This window comes from Kitasatospora sp. NPDC058162 (assembly GCF_042884005.1).
Classification (GTDB): domain Bacteria; phylum Actinomycetota; class Actinomycetes; order Streptomycetales; family Streptomycetaceae; genus Kitasatospora.
Window position 1 is genome coordinate 283,792 of sequence record NZ_JBHVUS010000006.1, and the last position, 21,866, is coordinate 305,657.

Genomic DNA, 21,866 nt, shown 5'->3' on the forward strand with positions numbered 1-21,866 from the left:
TGTGGCTCGCTACGTACTGAACGAGGACGAGAAGAACCAGGTGGCCGCGCTCGCCGACGGCTACCTGGACCGGCACCCGGTCTGGGCGCCGCTGGAGCAGGCCGACGAGATCCGGATCGAGGCGGAGCGGCTGCCCGTCGGGGTCCGGCAGTTCCTGGTCACCTCGCGCGGCGCCGAGGACGCGCTGATCCGGGTGGCCAACCTGCCGGTGGACGAGGGCCTGGTGCCCACGCCCGCGAGCTGGCAGATCGCCGAGAAGGAGGGGGCGGCCGTCCGCGAGGAGCTGGTGCTGCTGCTGATCGCCTCCGTGCTCGGCGACCCGTTCGCCTGGACCCACCAGCAGGGCGGCCGGCTGGTCCACGACGTCTGCCCGGCCAAGGGCCAGGAGAACTCGCTGACCAGCGCCAGCAGCGAGCAGCAGCTGACGCTGCACACCGAGGACGTCTTCCACGCCTGCCGGGGCGACTACGTCGCGCTGATGTGCCTGCGCAACCCGGACGCGGTCGGCACCACCGTGACGACGCTGGACGCGGTGGACTTCGCCGAGCCGCTGCGCCGGGTCCTCCAGGAGGACCGCTTCCGGTTCTTCCCGGACGACTCGCACCACGTGGTGCCGACGCACACCGCCGAGCACCCGTCCGCGCTGGAGGAGCGCCCGTACGAGGTGGCGTCCGTGCTGTTCGGCCCCGCCGACTCGCCCTACCTGCGGATCGACGCCGACTTCACCGACTCGGTGCCCGACGACGCCGAGGCCCGGCGCTCGCTGGAGGCCGCGGCCGGGCTGCTGACGCAGGCCGCCGACCGGGTCGTGCTGAGCCCGGGCGAGGCCGTCTTCATCGACAACTACCTGACGGTGCACGGCCGGGACACCTTCACCCCGCGCTACGACGGCACGGACCGCTGGCTCAAGCGCACCAGCGTCGCCCGGGACCTGCGGCGCGCCTACGTGCACACCAAGTCCCGCTCCCGGCTGCTCGCCTGATGGCCCGCACGTCCGACCGCTCCCCGGGGCGCGGCTTCACCCTGCTGTGGGCGAGCCAGGCGCTGAGCGAGTTCGCCTACAGCACCTCGCTGATCGTGCTCCCGCTGCTCGTCCTGACCCTCACCGGCTCGCCGTCCCAGGCCGGCGTGATCGGCTTCGTCGACGCCGCGGCGATGCTCCTGGCGGGCCTGCCCGCCGGGGTCGTCGCCGACCGGTACGACCGGCGACGGGTGGTGCTGTGCTGCGAGGCGGCGATGGCCGCGGTGTACGGCGGGCTGGTCCTGCTGTTCTGGGCCGGCCCGGTGTCCCTGCCGCCGCTGGTGCTGCTGGCCCTGGTCAACGGCGCGGCCACGGCCGTGGTGCTGGCGGCGGGCGAGGCGATGATCCCCGCGCTGGTGCCGGAGGAGCGGCTGTCCAACGCCGTCGCGATGACCTCGGCCCGCACCTACGCGGGCCAGCTCGCCGGGACGTCGGCGGGCGGCTTCCTGCTCGCCGCCAAGCAGGCCCTGCCGTTCGCCGTCGGCTTCCTCGCCCACCTCGGCGGGCTGGTGCTGCTGCTCTTCCTCAAGCCGCAGCCGCCCGCCCCGGCCCCGACGCCCGCTGCTGACGGCTCCGAACCCCCGGGCGGCAGGCGGGAGTTGCTGGAGGGCGTGCGCTGGATCGCCGGTCACCCGTTCCTGCGGCTGGGCCTGCTCTGCGCCACGGCGGTGAACTTCTTCTTCGGCCTGGTCTACTTCGTGGTGATCGCCTCCGCCCGGACCGACGGAGTGGGGTCGGGGCCGATCGGCGTGCTGGCCGCCCTGCTCGGGGTGGGCGGCCTGCTGGGGGCGCTCGCCGCCCCGCTGCTCCAGCGACTGCTGCCCGGCGCCCGGCCCGTCTTCACCGTGCTCTGGCTGTCCGTACTGCTCACCGTGGGCATCGCCCTGCTGCCCGGCACGTACACCCCGGGGGTGCTGCTCGGCCTGATCGCGTTCGCCGCCCCCACCTCGAACGCCTACTTCACCACCGCCCAGCTGCGGTTGACCCCGGACAGCCACCGCGGCCGGGTGGTGAGCGTGGCGGCGATCTGCAGCGGCGCGGGCGGCGCCGTCGCCCCGCTGGCCGGCGGCCTGGTGCTGGACCACGCCGGCCGGCTGGCCGGGCTGCTGGGCTGCGCCGCCGCACTGGGCGTGGTCGCGCTGGGCGCGGTGCTCAGCCCCGCCCTGCGGCGGGCGCCGGGCCTGCCGGCGGCCCCGCAGCCGGAGCCGGAGCCCGCCGAACTCGCGGTCTGACGGCGCCCGTCCACACGAACGACCCGACCGACACCCCGACCGACGACCCGACCATGGAGGACCGACCGGCATGACCATCGATCTGGGCGACCCCGATCTCTACACCACGGACGCCAGGTTCGCGATGTGGCAGGACTACGCCGCGGCGAACGCCGTGGTCTGGAGCGAACCGGGCGTCTCCCCCGGCGGGTTCTGGTCGGTCTTCTCCCACCGGGACGTCTCGGCCGTGCTCTCCCCCAAGGCCCCGCTCACCTCCGAGTACGGCATGATGATCGGCTTCGACGCCGACCACACCGACAGCTCCGGCGGGCGGATGCTGGTGGCCAGCGAGGGCGACTGGCACGCCACCCTCAAGCGGCTGATCGGCCCGTTCCTGTCCCGGCTGCGCGCGCCGGAGCTGGAGTCGGTGCTCCAGCGGGAGGTCCAGGAGATCCTCGACCGCCTGCGCTCGGGCGGGCCCACCGACGTCGCCCTGGAGATCGGCCCGCGGCTGCCCGCCGCGGTGGTCTGCGAGATCATCGGGGTGCCGCTGGCCGAGCGCGAGCAGCTGATCGACCTGACCAACCACGCCTTCGGCGGCGCGGAGAGCACGTTCGACCGGCTGACTCCGGCCCAGGCGCACACCGAGATCCTGTTCTACTTCGACGAGTTGATCGAGCAGCGCCGGCGCCGGCCCGGAGCGGACCTGGTCAGCGCGCTGCTCGCGGACGAGCGGCTGAGCACCGAGGACGTCCTGGTCAACTGCGACAACGTCCTGATCGGCGGCAACGAGACCACCCGGCACTCGGTCACCGGCGCCTTCCACGCCCTCCAGGCCCACCCGGAGGCGCTGCACGCCCTGGCCGAGGACCCGGGGCTGATCGACCGGGCCGTGGAGGAGCTGGTCCGCTGGACCTCCCCGGCCGCCCACGTCCTGCGGGTGGCCACCGCCGACTGGGAGGTCGGCGGGCAGCCGATCCGCAAGGGCGAGGCGGTGGTGGCCTGGCTGGCGGCGGCCAACCGGGACGAGCGGCTGTTCACCGACCCCGACCGCTTCCTCGCGGACCGCGCGCCCAACCGCCACCTGGGCTTCGGCAACGGCCCGCACCACTGCCTGGGCGCCGCGCTGGCCCGGGTCGAGCTGCGCGAGCTGCTGCGGCGCCTGGTGTCCGAGGTGCGGTCGGTGGAATCGGCGGGAAATGTGAATTGGATGCGATCCAATCTGGTCCAGGGCTACAGTGGCCTGCCGGTCTCCGTCACTTACCGCTGACATCACTCACCACTGACCTGCGCTTTTGACTGTCGTGAATCACTCGGGGGAATTCATATGCTGGAGTTGCGGCTCAGCGTCGACGATTTATCGCGCATTCGCGTCATCGACACGCTCGGCCTGGCCTTCGAGGCGCACCTGGCCTGGAACCGGCTCGGCGAGCAGAGACGGGACGTGTTCTCCGAGTGGCGGCGGGCGGTCCGCAGCCGCTCCCGCAGATCCCCGCTCAGCTCGCCGCCGGCCGAGTCGCGCGGCACCCTGCTGGAAGCGCTGACCTCCGGCCGGCCGCCGGAGGGGGACCCGTTCCCCGGCGAGGCGGTCGAGCCGTTCTGGGACCGGATCCACCAGTTCCTGCGGGCCGAGCGCGACGCCTGCGGCCGGGAGGTGGTGACCGGCGGCATGGAGCACGTGCTCAACAACCGGCACCCGGCGGTGGTCTGGCGCTCGCCGACGCTGCGCATCGACAACGTCCAGCCCTCCCGCGAGGTGGTGCTGGTCGGCCAGGGACTGACGCTGGTCCCCTCGCTGTTCGCGCCGCGCCCGTTCCTGATCGACCGGGAGATGGGCTGGCACGGGCTGCCGATCCTGGTCTACAACATCGTCCCGTCGGTGGAGGACGCGGCCGCGCTCTGGAACGGCCAGAGCGCCCGCTCCGCGCTGCAGGACCTGCTCGGGCGCACCCGGGCGGACGTCCTGGGGAGCCTGCGGGAGTCCCGCTCCACCGGACAGGTCGCGGACCGGCTGCACATCTCCACGCCGTCCGCCAGCAAGCACCTCACCGTCCTGCGCCGCGCCGGGTTCGTGACCACCGAGCGGCGCCACAACTCCACCGTCCACGCCCTCACCCCGCTGGGCGAGACCCTCCTCGGCTGACGAGCTGACGAGCTGACGAATCGAGCAGGCATGTCGTACCTGACCCGCCATTCCGCCCCCGCGCGGCCCGCGCTGCGCCTGGTGTGCTTCCCGCACGCGGGCGGCGGCGCGAGCTTCTTCCGCTCCTGGCCCGCCCACCTGGACCCGTCGACGGAGCTGCTGGCCGTCCAGTACCCGGGCCGGGAGAACCGTTTCCGCGAGCCGCTGGTCCCGGACCTCGCCACCCTGGCGGACGCCGTGGCCGAGCACCTGCGCCCGCTGCCGCCGCTGCCGACCGTCCTGTTCGGGCACAGCATGGGCGCCGCGGTGGCGTACGAGACCCTGCTCCGGCTGGAGGCGGCCGGCGACTCCCCGGTCCTGCGGCTGTGCGTCTCGGGGCGGGCCCCGGACACCGCCCCCGGGCCCGGCGACCACACCGACGAGCAGCTGGTGCGGACCGTCCAGGAGCTCGGCGGCACCCAGGCCGCCGTCCTCGACGACCCCGACCTGCGCGAACTGCTGCTGCCGATCATCCGCAACGACTACCGGCTGATCGACCGCTACCGGCGCTCCCCCGACGCGCCCCGACTGCGCGCCGACCTGCTCGCCCTGACCGGCGACCGGGACCCGCAGGTGACGGTGGAGCAGGCCCGCGGCTGGGCCGCGACCACCGACGGCGCGTTCTCGCTGCACGTCCTGGCGGGCGACCACTTCTATCTCGTTCCGGCCGCCGCGGAAGTCGCCCGGCTCGCCGCCTCGGTTTACCCGAGCACGGCCGGGAATACCTGACCGCCGGGAATTCATCAAGATGCGAAACGAATTCGACGAATTCCGCGGAGCGGAAATCGGTCAGGCGCCGGCGGCGCCCGCCTCGGCCAGGACGTCGAGGACGGGGCGGATCAGCGGATGCCCGTCGGCGCCGGCCCGGACGGCGGCGAAGACCCGGCGGGTGGCCAGGTCGCTGTCGACCGGACGGACGGCCACCCGGGCCAGGTCCACCCCGCGCAGCGCGGAGCGCGGCACCAGGGCGACGCCCGCGCCCGCCGAGGCCAGGGCGACGACGGCCCGGAAGTCGTCGGAGGAGTGCAGCAGGCGCGGCTGGAAGCCGGCGTGCTCGCAGGCCAGCAGCACCACGTCGTGGCAGGGGTTGCCCGGGTAGGGGCCGATCCACGGCTCGTCCGCCAGCGCGGCCACCGCCAGCGGCCCCGCCTCGGCGGCCAGCGGGTGGGCCTGCGGCAGCACGGCCTCGAAGGGCTCGGCGTACAGCGGGACCCTGGTCAGCCGGGCGTCGTCGGCGCGCGGGGCGCCCCGGTACTCGACGGCCACCGCGAGGTCGGCCCGGCCGTCCAGCACCATCGGCAGGCTGGCGTCGCCCTCGGCGTCCAGCACCTTGAGCCGCACCCCGGGGGCGCGCCCGGCCAGCAGGCCGATCGCCGGGGCGAGCACGTGCGAGATGCCGGTGGCGAAGGAGGCGACGGTGACCTCGCCCGCCACGCCCGCGCTGTAGGCGGCCAGGTCGGCCTCGGCCCGCTCCAGCTGGGCCATCACCGCGTCGGCGTGGCCGAGCAGGATCTCCCCGGCGGCGGTCAGCCGCACGCCCCGGCCCTCCCGGGCCAGCAGGTGGTGGCCGGTCTCCTGCTCCAGGGCGGCCAGCTGCTGGGAGACGGCGGAGGGGGTCAGGTAGAGGGCGGCCGCCGCGGCGGTCACGGTGCGGTGGTCCGCCACGGCCCGGAGGGTCCGCAGCCGTCGTGCGTCGATCACACCCCAATTCTGCCAGCGCGGCGCGGCGGTCCGGTCCGGCAGCGGTCCGCGAGCGGTCCGGGCCGGGAGCGGTCCCGGACCGCGGTACGACCGATGGCGTATTTCGGGCCGGGATCGCCTCGCCCCGTTGACCGCCCGGGCCCAGCGGCGTTTGGCTCCTCCTCGAGCCGGGCCGCGGGGGATCCGAGGGCCCGGCATTCGACATCAGGGGAGGATGTCCATGACCACCGCACGTTCCCGCCGCCGACTGGCCCGTACCGGCTGCGTCCTGGTGGCCGCCCTCGCGGTCGGCGCCGTGATGCCCGCCGCCGAGGCCCGCCCGCCCAAGGGCGACACCGCCCGGGTCAGCGAGGGCCCGAAGGGCGAGCAGCTCGACGGCTACTCGAACGCGCTCGGGCTGAGCGCCGACGGCCGCACCGCGCTGTTCTCGTCGAGCGCCACGAACCTGCTGCCCGACGGCACCCCGACCACCAGCGACGTCTACGTCCGGGACCTGCGCAACGGGCACATCCAGCGGGCCGCCGTCGCCGATGACGGCTCCCGGCTGAACGCCCCCACCTCGGACGCCTCGATCAGCGGCGACGGCCGCTACGTCGCCTTCAGCTCGGCCGCCACCAACGTGGTGCCCGGCCAGGCCAAGCACCAGAGCGACATCTACCTCCGGGACCTGTGGACGGGCCGCACCGAGCTGGTCACCACGGGCAACCTCAGCACCACCGACGACGAGACCATCCGCAGCGCCTACAACCCCACCATGAGCTTCGACGGCCGCTACGTCGCCTACGCGTCCAACCGCACCGACCTGGCCCCGGGCGTGCGGCGCGGCAAGCAGAACGTCTTCGTCACCGACCGCTGGACCCACACCACCAGGCTGGTCACCACCGGCGTCAACGGCGAAACCGCCGCCGACAACTCCTTCAACCCGACCATCAGCGCGGACGGCGGCACCGTCGGATTCACCTCCCGGGCCGCCAACCTCGTCCCGCTGCCCGCACCCGCGCCCGCCACCGCCGAGCTGGCCGGGCCCCGGTTCTACCCGTACTACGTCTGGAAGGCCGACACCGGCACGATCACCGGCGCCAGCATGGACGACGCCGGCAGCCTGCACGGCGCCGGCGGCGACGCCCGGATCAGCCCCGACGGCCGGTTCGCGCTCTACGGCCTGCCGGTCTACAGCGGCGGGCGGCAGCACGGCATCCGGATGGACCTCTACGCCCGCGAGCTGGCCACCGGCACCGTCACGCTGATCAACACCCCGCTGCCCGGCACCACGAGCACCGACGGCGCGTACGACCCCGCCATGACGCTCGACGGCCGCTGGCTCTACTTCGACTCCGGCGCCGACGACCTGGTGCCCGGCGACACCAACCAGCAGAGCGACGTGTTCCGCCGGGACATGTGGACCGGCCGGACCGAGCGGGTGAGCCTCACCGCGGACGGCTCGCAGAGCACCGGCGCGTCGTACAACCCGCACGTCGACGCCACCGGCGACAGCGTCCTCTTCACAGCGGAGGACGCCAACCTGGTACCGGGCGACACCGGCACCGCCACGGACGTGTTCCTGCGCCGGCTGTGACCCCACTGCCGCTTACGACAGTTGACGTATTCTCTGATCGAATCCATCTCAGCAGTTGACGCCGGGCCCGCCCGGCCGCCGACTCCCCTGCCGCCGATTGCCCGGGCCCGTCGGCCGGGGCAATCGGCGGCAGCACCTCAGCGGACGGGCAGCGAGACCTCCGCCGGACCGAAGGTCACCGTGGCGTCCTGCGGCGTCTCGCCGCCGTACAGGCCGTCCCGGGTGCCGAGCACCAGCGCGAGCCGGTGGCCCGCCGGGAGGTCGTACGCGGTGGGGAACAGCGTGACGTCCAGCGGGAAGGGCTGCCCGGCCGGGCGTCCGGCCCAGCTCTGCGGGGCGTGCGCGATCAGCCGGCCGACGCCGAGCGCGTCCACGTCGTAGAGGTAGGCGACGGCCGTGCCCTGCGGCGCGGAGTCGGTGACGGTGGTGTGCACCCGGACGGCCCCGCGCACGGCGAGGCCCCGCCCGTACGGCTCGGACTGCCGGACGGCGGCGGCGTCGCGGTCGAGCAGCGGCACCAGGACGGTCGGCGGCTGGTGCAGCCACTGGTCGACCAGGCCGCCGAGGATCACGGTGCCGCCGCTCGCGCCGGAGGGCCGGTCACCGCGGACGGTGCCGGTCCCGTCGAACGTCAGCTGCTCGGTACGGGAGTTGACCGAGCCCCAGTCCGGGTACGCCTCGTGGCCGCCGCCCGGGCGGACCTCCAGGTCGACGCCCTGCGGCAGGCCCGCGCCGGCCGCGCCCTTGAGGTGCTGGTCAAGCCAGCCGCGGGCGTCGTCCCAGGTGGCGTTGGAGAAGCCGAGCAGGCCGGTGAGCTCCTGGGTCGCGTGGTCGCCGGGTCGCAGTTCGAGGCGCTTGGGGACGGTCAGCCGCCGGTAGAAGTCGGTCATCTGGCCGGGGTTGAAGAAGCTGTCGTTCCAGCCGTTGGCGAGGTAGACCGCGGCGCCGTTGGCGTTGATCCGGTCCAGGTAGGTGGCGGGTGAGCGGAGGTTCGCCCAGGCGATCACCGAGGGCAGGTCGCGGTCGGCGAACAGGTCGTCCAGGGCGGTGGCGAACTCCGGGCTCTTGCGGCCGGTCAGGCCCTCGATCCTGGCGAGCCTGGTGGCGGCGCCGGTGTGCCGGGTCTGCCCGCTGTACAGCGCGTCGGTCAGGTCGGCCCAGCCGCTCAGCGAGGCGACGGCCTTGATCCGCGGGTCGAACGCGGCGCCGAGGAGGGTGAGGCCGCCGCCGAGCGACAGGCCGATCATGCCGACCCGGTCCGGGTCCGCCGGGGTGTGGGCGAGGGCCCAGTCGATCACCGTCGAGATGTCGGCGACGTCCTTGGGCCCGGCGACGTCCACCTCGCCGCCCGAACCCCAGAACCCGCGCACGGTGTACGTCACGACGACGTAGCCGGCGGCGGCGAACCGGTGCCCCTGGGCGACGTACTCCAGGTCGTTCTGCCCCCAGCTCGCGGGCTGCACCACCACCGGGTAGCGCCCCCGGGCGTCCGCCCCGGGCGTCCCGGCGGGCGGGGTGAACACGTCGGCCTTGAGCACGACGCCGTCCCGGGCGGTGATGTCCGCCAGCCGGAAGCCGCCGAGCGCCGTCGCGGCGGCGGGCCCGGCGGCGGGCCCGGACGCGGGCGCGGCGACCGCGGGTTGTGCCACCGCCCCCGTTGCCAGCCCGAGCCCGAGCGCCAGGGCGAGGGCGGTGCTCGCCGCCCGGTGTCCGCCGGTCCGGTGGGGTCGTGCCATCACGCTCTGCTCCCTCAGTCCACCCGATGTGATCTTGGTGAGCCTAGTGAGCGGAACCGGCCCCGGAGGAGGTGATGATCAGCCAAATTACTGGCCGGTAACGTGAGCTCGGGGCCGGAACCGCGAACGGGGGTGGGACACCGGAGCGGGCCGGTGTCCCACCCCCGAGGCGGGAGGGTGGGGCAGTTGGTCATGGGGCCGGGCAGGCAGTGGCGCATCGATTCGCCACCGCCGTACGGCGGTTGTGAGCCCGCGGGGACGGGCCGGTTCCGAGCGGCTCGGCCCCGCGGGCGGCTTGTGGGGGTCAGCCCTCCAGCGCGGCGCGGGCGTCCACGAAGGCGGCGACGGCGCGCTCGACGTCCTCGGTGGAGTGGGCCGCGGAGAGCTGGACCCGGATCCGGGCGGCGCCGTGCGGGACCACCGGGTACGAGAAGCCGATCACGTACACGCCGCGCTCCAGCAGGAGTTCGGCCAGTCGGCCCGCCTTCGCCGCGTCACCGATCATCACCGGGGCGATCGGGTGGTCGCCCGGCAGGATCTCGAAGCCGGCCTCGGTCATCTTGCTGCGGAACAGCGCGGTGTTGGCCGCGAGGCGCTCGCGCAGCTCGTTGGACTGCTCGACCAGGTCGAGCACCTTCAGCGAGGCGGCCGCGATCACCGGGGCCAGCGAGTTGGAGAACAGGTACGGGCGCGAACGCTGGCGCAGCAGGGCGACGATCTCCCGGCGGGCGGCGACGTAGCCGCCGGAGGCGCCGCCGAGCGCCTTGCCCAGGGTGCCGGTGATGATGTCCACCCGGTCCATCACGCCGTGCAGTTCGGGGGTGCCGCGACCGCCGGCGCCGACGAAGCCGACGGCGTGCGAGTCGTCGACCATGACCATGGCGTCGTAGCGGTCGGCCAGGTCGCAGATCTCGCGCAGCGGGGCGACGTAGCCGTCCATCGAGAAGACGCCGTCGGTGACGATCAGGCGGCGGCGGGCGTCCTGGGTCTCCTTGAGCTGCTGCTCCAGGTCGGCCAGGTCGCGGTTGGCGTAGCGGTGGCGGCGGGCCTTGCTGAGCCGGATGCCGTCGATGATGCTGGCGTGGTTGAGCGCGTCGGAGATGACGGCGTCGCGGTCGTCCAGCAGGGTCTCGAAGACGCCGCCGTTGGCGTCGAAGCACGAGGAGTAGAGGATGGTGTCCTCCTGGCCGAGGAAGGCCGAGAGGCGGTCCTCGAGCTCCTTGTGCACGTCCTGGGTGCCGCAGATGAAGCGCACCGAGGCCATGCCGTAGCCCCAGCGGTCCAGCGCGTCCTTGGCCGCGGCGAGCACCTCGGGGTGGTCGGCCAGGCCGAGGTAGTTGTTGGCGCAGAAGTTGAGCACCTCGCCGGGGCGGCCGCCGGAGGTGACGGTGACCTCGGCGCTCTGCGGGCTGCCGATCACCCGCTCCGGCTTGAACAGGCCGGCCTCGCGGATCTCGTCGAGGGTGGTGGCGATGTCGGCGCGCACGTTGTCGAACACGGGCAGACTCCTAGTCGTAGCGGCGGGGCGGCGGATCAGCGGGCTCAGGCGGGGGCCGGGCGGGGCTCAGGCGGTCCAGTCGAGGATGATCTTGCCGCAGTTGCCGCTCGCGGCGTCGTCGAAGGCGGCCTCGAAGTTGTCCGCGGAGTACCGGCCGGTGATCACCGGGCTGAGGTCCAGGCCGCCCTCCAGCAGCACGGACATCGCGTACCAGGTCTCGAACATCTCGCGGCCGTAGATGCCCTTGATGGTGATCATCGAGGTGACGATCGAGGCCCAGTCCACCGGGAAGTCCTCGGCCGGCAGGCCCAGCATGGCGATCTTGCCGCCGTGGGTCATGTTGGCGATCATCGACTGCATCGCCTCGGGGCGGCCGGACATCTCCAGGCCGACGTCGAAGCCCTCGCGCAGGCCCAGCTTCTGCTGGCCCTCCTCGATGGTGTGCTCGGCGACGTTGAGCGCCAGCGTCACGCCGACCTGGCGGGCCAGGTCGAGGCGGTACGGGGAGACGTCGGTGATCATCACGTTGCGGGCGCCGGCGTGCTTGGCGACGGCGGCCGCCATGATGCCGATCGGGCCGGCGCCGGTGACCAGCACGTCCTCGCCGACCAGCGGGAAGGACAGCGCGGTGTGCACGGCGTTGCCGAAGGGGTCGAAGATCGCGGCCACGTCGAGGTCGACCGGCACCCGGTGCACCCAGACGTTGGAGGCGGGCAGCGCCACGTACTCGGCGAAGGCGCCGTCCCGGTTGACGCCCAGGCCGACGGTGTTGCGGCACAGGTGGCGGCGCCCGGCCAGGCAGTTGCGGCACTTGCCGCAGACCAGGTGGCCCTCGCCGCTGACCAGGTCGCCGATCGCGATGTCCGCGACGCCGGCGCCGATCTCGGCGACCTCGCCGACGAACTCGTGGCCGAGCACCAGCGGGGTCTTGATGGTCTGCTGCGCCCAGCCGTCCCACTTGCGGATGTGCAGGTCGGTGCCGCAGATGCCGGTGCGCAGCACCTTGATCAGCACCTCGCCGGGGCCGATCTCGGGCTTGGGGACGTCGATCATCCACAGGCCGGGCTCGGCGTGCTGCTTGACGAGTGCCTTCACGGGCGACGGCTCCTGACGTGCTGATCCGGTACGGCCTTCGAGGGTCGGGCAGGCCGCGGGGCGCGGTGCGGCCGCTCCTGGCGGGCACACTCCGGCAGGCAGAAATCTGCCTGGTGAGAGGGGGTGCGGTCCATCGAGGAATTCTTAAGGGCGGCCACAGCTGGGCTAAACGATCGTGCCCGAGCTGGGCCCGGGGGCTGGTGCGGCGTGCCGGTGCTCACCCGTCCGGCCGAGCGCGGGGCACCGGTCGCGACACCAACCGGCCGTGGCGCCGGGGTACTTGACAACGGTCCGCCAGCGGGAGCGGGCCAGTCGGGTGGGCTTGGGTCCGTTCGGGCCAGCCCGGCCGCCACCGGCGCGCGGGTGTTCGAGCGCGGTGCTTACGGTGGCGACGCTCCCCCACGGCCCCGTGGAGCAGCGCTCCGGGGCCCTTCGCCGCTTCGCCGCAGAGAGGCGTCCCAACCCCATGACCGATACCCGACGGCCCCGCCCGGCCGCTCCCCGCTCCGCCCGGCTGGCCGCAGGAGCCGCCCTCGCACTGGCCGGCCTGCTGGCCGCCACCGCCTGCTCCGGCGATTCGACGTCCACCCGGCAGGCCGCCGAGCCGGCGGTCACCGCCGAACCGGCCGCGCTCAGCCCGTCCGCCACCGCCTCGGCGTCCGCCTCCTCGAACGCGGTGGTGCCGTTGACCCCGGCCGTCACCGCCAAGCTGGACGCCGCCGTCCAGCAGGTGCTGAAGCAGAACTCGATCCCCGGCATCTCGGTCGGGATCATCACGCCGGGCGGCACGTACCAGAAGTCCTTCGGCGTCTCCGACAAGACCGCCAACACGCCGATGGACCCCGGGCTGTTCAGCCGCATCGGCAGCGAGAGCAAGACCTTCACGGCGACCGCCGTGCTGCGCCTGGTGGACCAGGGCAAAGTGAAGCTGGACGACCCGATCTCCAAGTACGTGGACGGCGTCCCCGGCGGCGACGGGATCACCGTCCGCCAGCTCGGCGAGATGCGCAGCGGCCTGTTCCCGTACAGCTCCGACCCGGACTTCGTGAACACCCTGATCGGCGACCCGAACCACGTGTTCACCCCGGACCAGCTGCTCGCCTACGGCTACAAGCACCCCGCCGTGTTCCCGCCCGGCCAGCGGTTCCAGTACAACAACAGCAACTACATCATCTTGGGCAAGCTGATCGAGAAGGTCGGCGGGCAGAGCGCGGGCGACTTCCTCCAGGCCCAGGTGTTCACGCCCGCCTCGCTGGCCAAGACGAGCTTCCCCACCGACGGGACGCTCCCCGATCCGCACGCCCACGGCTACACCAACCAGACGCCCAACGGGGACATCCAGGACGCCACCAACTGGAACCCGTCCTGGGCCTGGACGGCCGGGGCCGTCATCACCCAGCTCGCCGACTTGGAGAGCTGGGCCAAGACCATGGCCACCGGCGCGATCATCAGCCCGGCGAGCCAGGCCGAGCGGTTGAAGACCCTGCCCACCGGCGACGCGGGCGTCACCTACGGCTTCGGGTTGTTCAACAACAACGGCTGGATCGGGCACAACGGCTCGATGCCGGGCTACGAGAGCGTCGCGGTGTACATGCCGGACGCCCAGGCCACCCTGGTGCTGCTGCTCAACACCGATGTGCTCTCCCAGGGCCAGGAGCCGTCCACGCTGTTCGCGAACGCGATCACCAAGATCATCTCGCCGAACAACGTCTACGCGCTCCCGACCCAGACCGCCCCGCCGTCAACCCCGGCCTCGGGCTCGGCGTCCGGCCCGGCGTCCGGCTCCCCCACGGCCGGCAGCTCCGGCAGCGGCGCGCCCTCCCTCCCGGGCAACGCCCCCACCACCGTGCGGGCTTGACCCCGGCGGGCACGAACTGCGGGCCCGACCCGGCGCGACCGGGTCGGGCCCGCAGCATTCATGACTCTCCGTCAGATCCCCAGCACCTTGCCGAGGTCGTACGAGACCGGCTCCTCCAACTGCCCGTAGCCGCAGCTCTCCGGCGTGCGGTCCGGCCGCCAGCGGCGGAACTGCGCGGTGTGCCGGAAGCGGGTGCCCTCCATGTGGTCGTAGGCCACCTCGACCACCCGCTCCGGACGCAGCGCGATCCAGGACAGGTCCTTGCCGCCGGTCCAGCGGCTGACCGCCCCCGGCAGCCGCCCCTCGGCGTGCGCGGACTCCTCCGCCCAAGCGCCCCAAGGGTGTTGGGTGAGATCGTCCATCCTCAGCGGGGCCAGCTCCTCGACCAGTTCGCGGCGGCGGGCCATCGAGAAGGCCGCGCACACGCCGACGTGCTGCAGCCGGCCCTCGTCGTCGTGGATGCCCAGCAGCAGCGAGCCGACCACCGGGCCGCTCTTGTGCTCGCGGTAGCCGGCCACCACGCAGTCCGCGGTGCGCTCGTGCTTGATCTTGAACATGGTCCGCTCGCCCGGCCGGTACGGCTGGTCCAGCGGCTTGGCCACCACTCCGTCCAGCCCGGCGCCCTCGTACTCGGCGAACCAGGTCTGCGCCAGCTCGCGGTCGGTCGAGGCCGGGGCGGTGAACACCGGGTCGGCCGCCCCGGCGAGCGCCGCCTCCAGGGCCGCGCGGCGCACCGACAGCGGCTCGTCGACCAGCGGGTCGTCACCGAGGGCGAGCAGGTCGAAGGCGATGAAGGAGGCGGGCGTCCGCTCGGCGAGCAGCTTCACCCGGCTCGCCGCCGGGTGGATCCGCTCCAGCAGCTCCTCGAAGCGCAGCCGCCCGTCCCGGGCGATCACCACCTCGCCGTCCAGCACGCAGCGCGGCGGCAGCTCCCGCCGGAAGGCCTCCACCAGCTCGGGGAAGTACCTGGTCAGCGGCTTGCCGGTGCGGCTGCCCAGCTCCACCTCGTCGCCGTCGCGGAACACGATGCTGCGGAAGCCGTCCCACTTGGCCTCGTACTGCATCCCCGGCGGGATCCTGGCCACCGACTTGGCGAGCATCGGCGCCACCGGCGGCATCACGGGCAGGTCCATGCGTCCCAGCCTCGCGCGCTTCGCCCCGGGGCGCGCGCCGGGCGCGGCGCCCTTAGCGTGAGAGGCATGGGCTCAGCCGTCGAACTCGAAGTCGCCGGGCGCACCGTCCGGCTGTCCAACCCGGACAAGGTGTACTACCCGGAGCGCGGCTTCACCAAGCTGGACGTCGCCCAGTACTACCTGGCCGTCGCCGACGGGGTGCTGCGCGGGCTGCGCGACCGGCCCACCACCCTCCAGCGCTTCCCCGACGGCGTGGACGGCGAGTTCTTCTACCAGAAACGCGCCCCCAAAGGCCTGCCGGACTGGCTGCCCACCGCCCGGATCGAGTTCCCCAGCGGCCGCTCCGCCGACGAGATCTGCCCCACCGAACCGGCCGCCGTGCTGTGGGCCGCCAACCTGGGCTGCCTCACCTTCCACCCCTGGCCGGTCCGGCGCGCCGACACCGACCACGTCGACGAACTGCGCATCGACCTCGACCCGCAACCCGGCACCGACTTCCACGACGCCGTCCGCGCCGCCCACGAACTGCGCGCCCTGCTGGAGGAGCACGGGCTGCGCGGCTGGCCCAAGTCCTCCGGCGGGCGCGGCCTGCACGTCTACGTGCCGCTGGTGCCCGAGTGGACCTTCACCGACGGGCGGCACGCCGTGATCGCCCTCGGCCGGGTGCTGGAACAGCGGATGCCCGGCAAGGTCACCACCGCCTGGTGGAAGGAGGAACGCGGCGAACGCATCTTCGTCGACTACAACCAGATGGCGCGCGACCGCACCATCGCCTCCGCCTACTCGCTGCGCGCCCGCCCCCGCGCCACCGCCTCCGCCCCGCTGCGCTGGGACGAACTCGACGACGCTTCCCCCGAGGACTTCGACCTGCGGACCGTCCCCGCCCGCTTCGCCGAACTCGGCGACCTCAACGCGGAGATGGCGGAGCACGCCTTCCGGCTGGACGCCCTGCTGGAGCTCTACGACCAGCAGCTGCACGACGAGGGCCTCGGCGAACTCCCCTACCCGCCCGACCACCCCAAGGCCGCCGGCGAGCCGACCCGGGTACAGCCGAGCCGGGCCCGCAAGAAGCCCGCCTGAGCCACGCGGGGCCTGTCTAGTCTGACCGGATGCCCTTCGACCACAACGACCACTACCACCGGGTACTGCTGCGCGCCGTGCCGCCCAGCGCCCGCCGCGCCCTGGACGCCGGCTGCGGCACCGGCCGCTTCGCCCGGGCGCTCGCCCGCCGGGGGCTGGAGGTGGACGCCGTCGACCGCGACGAGGCCGTCCTCACCGCCGCCCGCAGCTCCTCCGCCCCGGCCTCGGTCCACTACCGGCAGAGCGACCTCACCGACCTCCAACTGCCGCCCGGACACTACGACTTCATCTCCTGCCTGGCCAGCCTCCACCACCTGCCGCTGGTCACCCTCGCCCGGCTGCGCGAGGCGCTCGCCCCCGGCGGCGTCCTGGTCGTGCTGGGCTGCTACCGCGAGACCACCCCCGGCGACCGGCTGATCAGCCTCGCGGCGGTGCCGGTCAACGCGCTCTGCCGCCTCGCCGTCCACCTGCGCGAACGCGGCACACCGCCACCGGCCGTCCGGGCGCCGGTCGCGATGCCGCAGACCTCGCTCCCCGACATCCGGGCGTACGCCACCCGGCACCTGCCCGGTTTCCGGCTGCGGCGACTGCTGTTCTGGCGCTACCTGCTGGCGTACCGCCGCCCGCGGTGATCAACTGGACCGGACGAATGACCAGGATTTCCAGGGAGGGAACGGACATGGGCGTACGGGGGCTGGCGGAGATCCTGGCCGACGCGGCGGGCGGCGTGTTCCCGCCGCCGGACGGGACGGTGACGGTGCTGCCCCAGCCCTCGCCGCGCGAGGCCGGGGTGGTCTCCTTCGCCGCGCACGCCGTGGTCTTCACCGACGAGGACCCGGACTGGGTGCACGCCACCCTCGCCGCCGCCCCCGGCGACCCGCTGTCCGCGCCGCTCTGCCCGCCGTTCCTCACCGCCTTCACGGAGCGGACCGGACGGACCGTCAACAACATCGACCTGCTCACCGTCGCCGACCGCCTCCCCGGCCCGCCGGATCTGCCCCTCACCCCGGTCGAGGACCGCGAACACCCGCGCGTGGTACGGGCGTTGCGCTACCGCGAGGACGTCCGGGCGTACCAGGCCGACGGCGGCGTGCTCATCCTCGGCCGCGGCGTGGCCGGCCGCTGGGAGACCGCCGTCGAAGTCGACCCGCACGCCCAGGGCCGGGGCCTCGGCCGCGCCCTCGCCACCGCCGCCCGCCACCTCCTCCCGGAGGGCGACGCCGTCTGGGCCCAACAGGCCCCCGGCAACGCCCCCAGCGTCCGCGCCTTCCAAGCCGCTGGCTACCGCCCGATCGGCGCGGAGGCCCTCCTCGTCCTCGGGCAACCCTAGGGGTCAGCGCACCCGGACCCGGTCGGCCGCCAGGTCGTACCCGAGGAACGGGGTGGTGCCCTCCGCGTACGTCGGCACCGACCTGCCCAGCCGCCGCCCGACCGCGGCCAGGAAGCCGCACAGCACATCCAGCCCTTCCTGGCCGCGGAGTTGCTCGACATCGACGTCGAAGTCGATCCGCTCCGCACCGCCGAACCGGAACACCACCCCCACCCCGGACCCCGGCCGCACGCTCAACACCGGACGCGCGGCCCCGGCCCGCGGCCAGGACAGCACCTCCGCCGACGGCAACGCCATCTCGAAACACCCGACCAGGAACAGCCGCTCCCAGCCCCGCTCCACCACCAGGTCCAGCAACGCCTGCCAGTCCCCCACCGTGGTACCCGCGATGCCCCCGCCCGGCAACCAGCCGTCCCGCCCCGGATCGAGCAGCCACCCGGCGTGGTCCTCCCACCGCAGATCAGCCATCTCACCCTCCTACCCCGAGGGTCAACCGTGAGGAAAGCCGCGAGTACAGGTGCGTATCCCCGTACCCTGGCGGAAACCCCAGGGAGCCTCCCATGGCCGACGCCACCATTCAGATCCCCGTCGAAACGCGCGACCGGCTCGCCGAGATCGCGACCGCCGAGCGCCTTTCTCTACGCGCCTACCTCACCCGCCTCGCCGACAGCCGGCTCACCCCCGCCGAACGGGCCGAGCGCGCCGAACAGGCCCGCTCGGCCCTCAAGTCCTGGATCGGCTACGACCCGGACGCCGCGCAGACCCGGCAGCTGGACGCCGAACTCGACCGGCGCCTGGCCCTCGCGGCGATCCACCGACCTCCCGAGCCTGTCCGGACCATCGACCTCACGCCCTGATCGAATCGCTTGGTCGCCGAGCGGCTATGCGCCCCGCACGCAGCAGCACGACCCGCTCGGCCTCGGGGTCGTACCCGATCATCGGGCAGTCCGGGTAGCCGCCCTCGGCGTACATCACCACCGGTTTGCCCAGCCGGCGCCCGATCGCGGTCAGGAACGCGCAGAGCACGTCCAGGCGGTCCTGTCCCTGGATCTCCAGGAGCGAGACGTCGAAGTCGATCGTCTCGGCGGCGTAGAACCGGAAGATCGCGCACACGTCCGCGGTCGGCCGCACCACCAGGCTCGGGCAGTCCGCGTCGTCCGGGCGCGCGAGCACGGTCACGGCCGCGGGGAGCGGCCGGACGGTGTCGCCGTCGTCGTACTCGTGCGCCCAGCCCCGCTCCCGGACGAGGTCGAGCAGCAGCTGCCAGTCGGCCGCCGTGGTGCCCTCCACGACCACGTCCGGCAGCGTCCCCCCGTCGCTCGGGTCGAACATGTACGCCACGTCGTCCCAGAGCAGCGGCTCAGCCATCTATGCGCTCCGGGCGCCCGTCGGGGCGAGGTCGGCGATGGTGCGGACGGCGGCGGTGATCTGGGCGTCCGTGAGGTCCCCGCGGGCGGTCAGGCGCAGGCGGGAGATGCCGTCCGGGACGGACGGGGGGCGGAAGCAGCCCACGGCGAGGCCCGCGCGGAGGCAGTCGGCGGCCCAGGTGACGGCGGCTTCCGGGCCCGGGGCGCGGACCGAGACCACAGCCGCGTCCGGCTCGCAGGCGTGCAGGCCGACGGCGGTGAGCTGGGCGGAGAGGCTGCGGGCGACTTCGCGGGCCCGGTCGGCGCGCTGCGGTTCGGCGCGCAGCAGGCGCAGCGCGGCGAGGGCGGCGCCGACGGCGGCGGGGGCGAGGCCGGTGTCGAAGATGAAGGTGCGGGCGGTCTCGGTGAGGTGCCGGATCACCCGGCGCGGGCCGAGCACCGCGCCGCCCTGGGAGCCGAGCGACTTGGACAGGGTGACGGTGGCGACGGTGTCCGGGTCCCCGGCCAGTCCGGCCGCCGCGAGCGCCCCGCGCCCGCCGGGGCCGAGCACGCCCAGCCCGTGGGCGTCGTCCACCAGCAGAGCGGCGCCGTGCGCCCGGGCGGCCTGGGACAGCCCGCGCAGCGGCGCCGCGTCGCCGTCCACCGAGAACACCGAGTCGCTCACCACCAGCGCCCGCCGCTGCTGCCGCCCGGCCAGCACCTCGGCCACGGCGGCCGGGTCGCTGTGCGGCGCCCGGTGGACGTCGGCGCGGGCGAGTCGGCAGCCGTCGATCAGCGAGGCGTGGTTGTAGGCGTCGGAGACGATCAGGGTGTCCGGGTCGGTCAGCGCGGTGAGTGCGGCGAGGTTGGCGGTGTACCCGGAGGAGAACACCAGCGCGGCCTCCACTCCGCAGAACTCGGCCAGTTCCTGCTCCAGTTCGGTGTGCAGCGCGGTCGTCCCGGTCACCAGCCGCGACCCGGTCGCCCCGCCGCCCCACCGCTGCGCGGCCTCGCCCGCCGCGGCCGTCACCACCGGGTGCCTGGTGAGCCCCAGGTAGTCGTTCCCCGCGAGGTCCAGCACCACATCGTCCGCGCGCCGGCTGCGCAGCCGCCGGGTCAGTCCGGCGTCGGCGCGCAGCTCGGCGGCCTCGTCGAGCCAGTCGAAGACCTCCCCGGGGGCGGGCGTGACGGCGGGGCGGGTCTGGGAAGCGAGGGGGTGGGCCATGCCCGGCACTCTGGCACGGGCGGCGAGACGGGGGCAATGTGCGACTCGGCACAGCTTGGCCGGGGTTTTCTTGTCGCCGTCCACACGGAGTTCACCGCGGGTGAATACCGAAAATGCCGAATCGCCCATTCCGTATTCTCATTCGGCCGTTCCCGCCGGATTCGCCGACGGAGCGTCGATGATTTCGGTACGCTCCGTGCCGATCCACCTGGAGGACGGACACGTGACGAACTTCGAATTCGATCGTCGAATGCATCCCCGGCTCTTAGCCGACCCGGGCGATTCGGCCGGGACAGCGAAACGACTATCCCCGGTGCGGGCCCTCGCAACCCCGATACGGACGGAAAACTGAACATGGCCGATGTCGCGCAGACAGTCCCGTACTGGACCGACGCCCCGACGCCGCAGCGGCGGCCGCGGCGCTGGGTGCCCTGGTCGGCGGGGGTCCTCGGGGTGGCCCTCATCGCCGGGAGCGTGCTCTGGGTGTGGCGGCCGTGGCGGTCGCTGGAGATACCCCGCAGCGCCTGCTGGTCGGCGCTCTCCGGGAATGACCTGAGGCCGCTCACCGGCGAGTTCGGAAAGGTCTCGGAGGACTCGCCGCACCCCCGGCTCCAGACGCCGACCTCCCCGGAGGAGACGGAGATCCGCAGCAATGCGTGCCGCCTCTCCTGGCACGGGGACGACGGCCGCAAGGGCCGGCTGCTGGCCGTCAAGGTCGACCCCGCCTGGGGCGGCATGGAGGCGGACCGCGCCCAGGACGCCTCGCGCAACCGCCGGGCCACCCCGCTCGACGGCGGCCCCGGCGCGGCCTGGCTGGCCACCGCCGACGGGAACCACCGCGTCCGGCTGTACGTGCGGTGCGACTTCCAGGTCCCCGCCGGGAACGACCCCAAGCGCAAGGCGGCGCCGCCGTACTTCCGCGTCGACGTCGGCAGCGACGGGGTCTACACCACCCCGACGGCGCAGGGCAGTCAGCCGAAGGGGGGCCAGGCGTACGGCGAGATCGCGTTGAAGATCGCCCGGGCCGCCGCCGCCGAGTACCGGTGCAGCAACCAGGTCCAACTGCCGTCCGCCGCACCGGCGATCCCCGATCTCGTGCAGGAGAAGGTGAAGGCCGATGGCTGAGCGTTCACGCGGGCGCGTCCTGCCGGTCGTCCTGGGCACGGCGGTGCTGGCCGCCGGCCTCGGTGGCGGGTTCTGGTGGTGGCGGTCCACGCAGTCGGCCGACGTGCCGCAGGCCGCCTGTTGGAGCGCCTTCACCCACGAGGACCTCGCGGCGCTGTCCGGCAAGGGCCACGAGGCCGTCGTCTGGCAGGGCAAGGAGCAGCTCGGCAACCGGGACACCCTGGAGGATCCGGTCTGCGCCGTGGACTGGCGGGGTGACGATGCCCGGACCCACTGGGTCGCGAAGATCGAGGTCGCGCACGCGGACGAGCGGTTCCTGCGGGCGAAGGCCGACGCCGAGGCCGTCGGCTGGGAGCCGGTCCGCCCGGCGCGGCTGGAGTTCGGCTCGGGCGCGCAGGGCTGGCTGTTCCACGACGGCACGGTGCAGCTGATGGTGCGCTGCGACCCGCCCGCCGCGCCCGCCGCCCCCTCCGCCCCCGCCGCCCACGGCGGCAGCGCCCCGCTCCCGTACCGCAAGATCACCATCACCGGCGACCGGGTGCCCGCCGAGACGCCCGCCGTCAAGGTGCACCAGATCCGGGTGGACGCCGCCCTGCGCACCGCGCGGGAACTCGTCCACGCCGAGGGCTGCGCGAACGACCCCCAGCTGGCCGGGCAGTCCCCCGCCGCGCCGTTCTGACCCCGCCGTCCCGTTCCCCGGCCCGGCGCCCCACCGCCGGGCTTTGCCCGGGGTGGCGGCGAGCAGGCAA

At 73.7% G+C, this 21,866-nt stretch carries 21 protein-coding genes; 13 read left to right on the forward strand and 8 right to left on the reverse strand.

Annotated elements, in window-relative coordinates; all coding sequences use genetic code 11:
- Window position 1: 1 nt before the first annotated feature.
- The 5 genes from ACFVXG_RS14970 to ACFVXG_RS14990 all read left to right on the forward strand — a co-directional run bounded on the left by ACFVXG_RS14970 (window position 2) and on the right by ACFVXG_RS14990 (window position 5,143).
- On the forward strand, window positions 2-982 hold the full coding sequence (locus ACFVXG_RS14970) for a TauD/TfdA family dioxygenase (protein ID WP_387927588.1): 981 nt from the start codon (window positions 2-4) through the stop codon (window positions 980-982).
- The gene (locus tag ACFVXG_RS14975) at window positions 982-2,253 is read left to right on the forward strand and encodes an MFS transporter (protein ID WP_387927590.1); all 1,272 of its coding nucleotides are present in this window, start codon (window positions 982-984) and stop codon (window positions 2,251-2,253) included. Before ACFVXG_RS14970 ends, ACFVXG_RS14975 begins: the two co-directional genes overlap by 1 nt.
- A 70-nt stretch (window positions 2,254-2,323) precedes the next feature.
- The gene (locus tag ACFVXG_RS14980; RefSeq protein ID WP_387927592.1) at window positions 2,324-3,502 is read left to right on the forward strand and encodes a cytochrome P450; all 1,179 of its coding nucleotides are present in this window, start codon (window positions 2,324-2,326) and stop codon (window positions 3,500-3,502) included.
- Window positions 3,503-3,559: 57 nt separating this feature from the next.
- Window positions 3,560-4,375 carry an ArsR/SmtB family transcription factor gene (locus ACFVXG_RS14985; protein WP_387927594.1) on the forward strand — a complete coding sequence of 272 codons (816 nt, stop codon included), beginning with the start codon at window positions 3,560-3,562 and terminating at the stop codon, window positions 4,373-4,375.
- A gap of 30 nt (window positions 4,376-4,405) precedes the next feature.
- Window positions 4,406-5,143 (forward strand): thioesterase II family protein, encoded by a 738-nt coding sequence (locus tag ACFVXG_RS14990; protein ID WP_387927596.1) that lies wholly within the window; start codon window positions 4,406-4,408, stop codon window positions 5,141-5,143.
- Window positions 5,144-5,203: 60 nt separating this feature from the next.
- Here the strand turns inward: ACFVXG_RS14990 and ACFVXG_RS14995 are convergent, their stop codons facing one another.
- The gene (locus tag ACFVXG_RS14995) at window positions 5,204-6,115 is read right to left on the reverse strand and encodes a LysR family transcriptional regulator (RefSeq protein WP_387927597.1); all 912 of its coding nucleotides are present in this window, start codon (window positions 6,113-6,115) and stop codon (window positions 5,204-5,206) included.
- 220 nt (window positions 6,116-6,335) lie between these two features.
- Here ACFVXG_RS14995 and ACFVXG_RS15000 point away from each other — a divergent pair, with 220 nt between their 5' ends.
- On the forward strand, window positions 6,336-7,691 hold the full coding sequence (locus ACFVXG_RS15000) for a hypothetical protein (protein WP_387927599.1): 1,356 nt from the start codon (window positions 6,336-6,338) through the stop codon (window positions 7,689-7,691).
- Window positions 7,692-7,828: 137 nt separating this feature from the next.
- Here the strand turns inward: ACFVXG_RS15000 and ACFVXG_RS15005 are convergent, their stop codons facing one another.
- The 3 genes from ACFVXG_RS15005 to tdh form a co-directional block, all read right to left on the reverse strand.
- Window positions 7,829-9,427, reverse strand: a complete 1,599-nt coding sequence (locus ACFVXG_RS15005) for a CocE/NonD family hydrolase (protein WP_387927600.1) — start codon at window positions 9,425-9,427, stop codon at window positions 7,829-7,831.
- A 304-nt stretch (window positions 9,428-9,731) separates the two neighbouring features.
- On the reverse strand, window positions 9,732-10,925 hold the full coding sequence (locus ACFVXG_RS15010; protein ID WP_387927602.1) for a glycine C-acetyltransferase: 1,194 nt from the start codon (window positions 10,923-10,925) through the stop codon (window positions 9,732-9,734).
- 66 nt (window positions 10,926-10,991) lie between these two features.
- Complete coding sequence (tdh, locus tag ACFVXG_RS15015; protein WP_387927604.1) at window positions 10,992-12,020, reverse strand: L-threonine 3-dehydrogenase; 1,029 nt, start codon at window positions 12,018-12,020, stop codon at window positions 10,992-10,994.
- A gap of 466 nt (window positions 12,021-12,486) precedes the next feature.
- On the opposite strand from tdh, the gene ACFVXG_RS15020 reads away from it, so the two are divergent.
- Window positions 12,487-13,878, forward strand: coding sequence for a serine hydrolase domain-containing protein (locus ACFVXG_RS15020; RefSeq protein WP_387927606.1), 1,392 nt, complete (start codon window positions 12,487-12,489; stop codon window positions 13,876-13,878).
- Between the two features lie 71 nt (window positions 13,879-13,949).
- Here the strand turns inward: ACFVXG_RS15020 and ACFVXG_RS15025 are convergent, their stop codons facing one another.
- On the reverse strand, window positions 13,950-15,011 hold the full coding sequence (locus ACFVXG_RS15025; RefSeq protein WP_387927607.1) for an ATP-dependent DNA ligase: 1,062 nt from the start codon (window positions 15,009-15,011) through the stop codon (window positions 13,950-13,952).
- Window positions 15,012-15,077: 66 nt separating this feature from the next.
- Here ACFVXG_RS15025 and ligD point away from each other — a divergent pair, with 66 nt between their 5' ends.
- The 3 genes from ligD to ACFVXG_RS15040 are packed head-to-tail and all read left to right on the forward strand — an operon-like array spanning window position 15,078 to window position 17,421.
- Window positions 15,078-16,091, forward strand: coding sequence for a non-homologous end-joining DNA ligase (gene ligD, locus ACFVXG_RS15030; RefSeq protein ID WP_387927609.1), 1,014 nt, complete (start codon window positions 15,078-15,080; stop codon window positions 16,089-16,091).
- 29 nt (window positions 16,092-16,120) lie between these two features.
- A complete protein-coding gene (locus ACFVXG_RS15035; RefSeq protein ID WP_387927611.1) occupies window positions 16,121-16,723 on the forward strand; it encodes a class I SAM-dependent methyltransferase in 603 nt (200 codons plus the stop codon).
- Window positions 16,724-16,770: 47 nt separating this feature from the next.
- Complete coding sequence (locus ACFVXG_RS15040) at window positions 16,771-17,421, forward strand: GNAT family N-acetyltransferase (protein WP_387927613.1); 651 nt, start codon at window positions 16,771-16,773, stop codon at window positions 17,419-17,421.
- A 3-nt stretch (window positions 17,422-17,424) separates the two neighbouring features.
- Here the strand turns inward: ACFVXG_RS15040 and ACFVXG_RS15045 are convergent, their stop codons facing one another.
- Window positions 17,425-17,889 carry a hypothetical protein gene (locus ACFVXG_RS15045; protein WP_387927615.1) on the reverse strand — a complete coding sequence of 155 codons (465 nt, stop codon included), beginning with the start codon at window positions 17,887-17,889 and terminating at the stop codon, window positions 17,425-17,427.
- A 92-nt stretch (window positions 17,890-17,981) separates the two neighbouring features.
- Here ACFVXG_RS15045 and ACFVXG_RS15050 point away from each other — a divergent pair, with 92 nt between their 5' ends.
- Window positions 17,982-18,278 carry a hypothetical protein gene (locus ACFVXG_RS15050; RefSeq protein WP_387927617.1) on the forward strand — a complete coding sequence of 99 codons (297 nt, stop codon included), beginning with the start codon at window positions 17,982-17,984 and terminating at the stop codon, window positions 18,276-18,278.
- Here the strand turns inward: ACFVXG_RS15050 and ACFVXG_RS15055 are convergent.
- Window positions 18,268-18,789 (reverse strand): hypothetical protein, encoded by a 522-nt coding sequence (locus ACFVXG_RS15055; protein ID WP_387927619.1) that lies wholly within the window; start codon window positions 18,787-18,789, stop codon window positions 18,268-18,270. The genes ACFVXG_RS15050 and ACFVXG_RS15055 overlap by 11 nt on opposite strands.
- Entirely contained in the window at window positions 18,790-19,992 is a 1,203-nt protein-coding gene (locus ACFVXG_RS15060; RefSeq protein WP_387927621.1) for an 8-amino-7-oxononanoate synthase, read from the reverse strand. It lies immediately after the preceding gene.
- Window positions 19,993-20,346: 354 nt separating this feature from the next.
- Here ACFVXG_RS15060 and ACFVXG_RS15065 point away from each other — a divergent pair, with 354 nt between their 5' ends.
- Together ACFVXG_RS15065 and ACFVXG_RS15070 are read left to right on the forward strand one after the other, a co-directional pair.
- The gene (locus ACFVXG_RS15065) at window positions 20,347-21,117 is read left to right on the forward strand and encodes a hypothetical protein (protein WP_387927623.1); all 771 of its coding nucleotides are present in this window, start codon (window positions 20,347-20,349) and stop codon (window positions 21,115-21,117) included.
- Window positions 21,110-21,796: a hypothetical protein gene (locus tag ACFVXG_RS15070; RefSeq protein ID WP_387927625.1), complete on the forward strand. Its 687-nt coding sequence runs from the start codon at window positions 21,110-21,112 to the stop codon at window positions 21,794-21,796. Before ACFVXG_RS15065 ends, ACFVXG_RS15070 begins: the two co-directional genes overlap by 8 nt.
- Window positions 21,797-21,866 lie beyond the last annotated feature (70 nt).

Excerpts from the sequence above, each read along its gene's own strand:
- ACFVXG_RS14975 (WP_387927590.1), top strand. The coding sequence starts at position 982 with ATGGCCCGCACGTCCGACCGCTCCCCGGGGCGCGGCTTCACCCTGCTG.
- ACFVXG_RS14980 (WP_387927592.1), top strand. The coding sequence starts at position 2,324 with ATGACCATCGATCTGGGCGACCCCGATCTCTACACCACGGACGCCAGG.
- ACFVXG_RS14985 (WP_387927594.1), top strand. The coding sequence starts at position 3,560 with ATGCTGGAGTTGCGGCTCAGCGTCGACGATTTATCGCGCATTCGCGTC.
- ACFVXG_RS14990 (WP_387927596.1), top strand. The coding sequence starts at position 4,406 with ATGTCGTACCTGACCCGCCATTCCGCCCCCGCGCGGCCCGCGCTGCGC.
- ACFVXG_RS15000 (WP_387927599.1), top strand. The coding sequence starts at position 6,336 with ATGACCACCGCACGTTCCCGCCGCCGACTGGCCCGTACCGGCTGCGTC.
- ACFVXG_RS15005 (WP_387927600.1), bottom strand. The coding sequence starts at position 9,427 with ATGGCACGACCCCACCGGACCGGCGGACACCGGGCGGCGAGCACCGCC.
- ACFVXG_RS15020 (WP_387927606.1), top strand. The coding sequence starts at position 12,487 with ATGACCGATACCCGACGGCCCCGCCCGGCCGCTCCCCGCTCCGCCCGG.
- ACFVXG_RS15025 (WP_387927607.1), bottom strand. The coding sequence starts at position 15,011 with ATGGACCTGCCCGTGATGCCGCCGGTGGCGCCGATGCTCGCCAAGTCG.
- ligD (WP_387927609.1), top strand. The coding sequence starts at position 15,078 with ATGGGCTCAGCCGTCGAACTCGAAGTCGCCGGGCGCACCGTCCGGCTG.
- ACFVXG_RS15035 (WP_387927611.1), top strand. The coding sequence starts at position 16,121 with ATGCCCTTCGACCACAACGACCACTACCACCGGGTACTGCTGCGCGCC.
- ACFVXG_RS15040 (WP_387927613.1), top strand. The coding sequence starts at position 16,771 with ATGGGCGTACGGGGGCTGGCGGAGATCCTGGCCGACGCGGCGGGCGGC.
- ACFVXG_RS15045 (WP_387927615.1), bottom strand. The coding sequence starts at position 17,889 with ATGGCTGATCTGCGGTGGGAGGACCACGCCGGGTGGCTGCTCGATCCG.
- ACFVXG_RS15050 (WP_387927617.1), top strand. The coding sequence starts at position 17,982 with ATGGCCGACGCCACCATTCAGATCCCCGTCGAAACGCGCGACCGGCTC.
- ACFVXG_RS15055 (WP_387927619.1), bottom strand. The coding sequence starts at position 18,789 with ATGGCTGAGCCGCTGCTCTGGGACGACGTGGCGTACATGTTCGACCCG.
- ACFVXG_RS15060 (WP_387927621.1), bottom strand. The coding sequence starts at position 19,992 with ATGGCCCACCCCCTCGCTTCCCAGACCCGCCCCGCCGTCACGCCCGCC.
- ACFVXG_RS15065 (WP_387927623.1), top strand. The coding sequence starts at position 20,347 with ATGGCCGATGTCGCGCAGACAGTCCCGTACTGGACCGACGCCCCGACG.
- ACFVXG_RS15070 (WP_387927625.1), top strand. The coding sequence starts at position 21,110 with ATGGCTGAGCGTTCACGCGGGCGCGTCCTGCCGGTCGTCCTGGGCACG.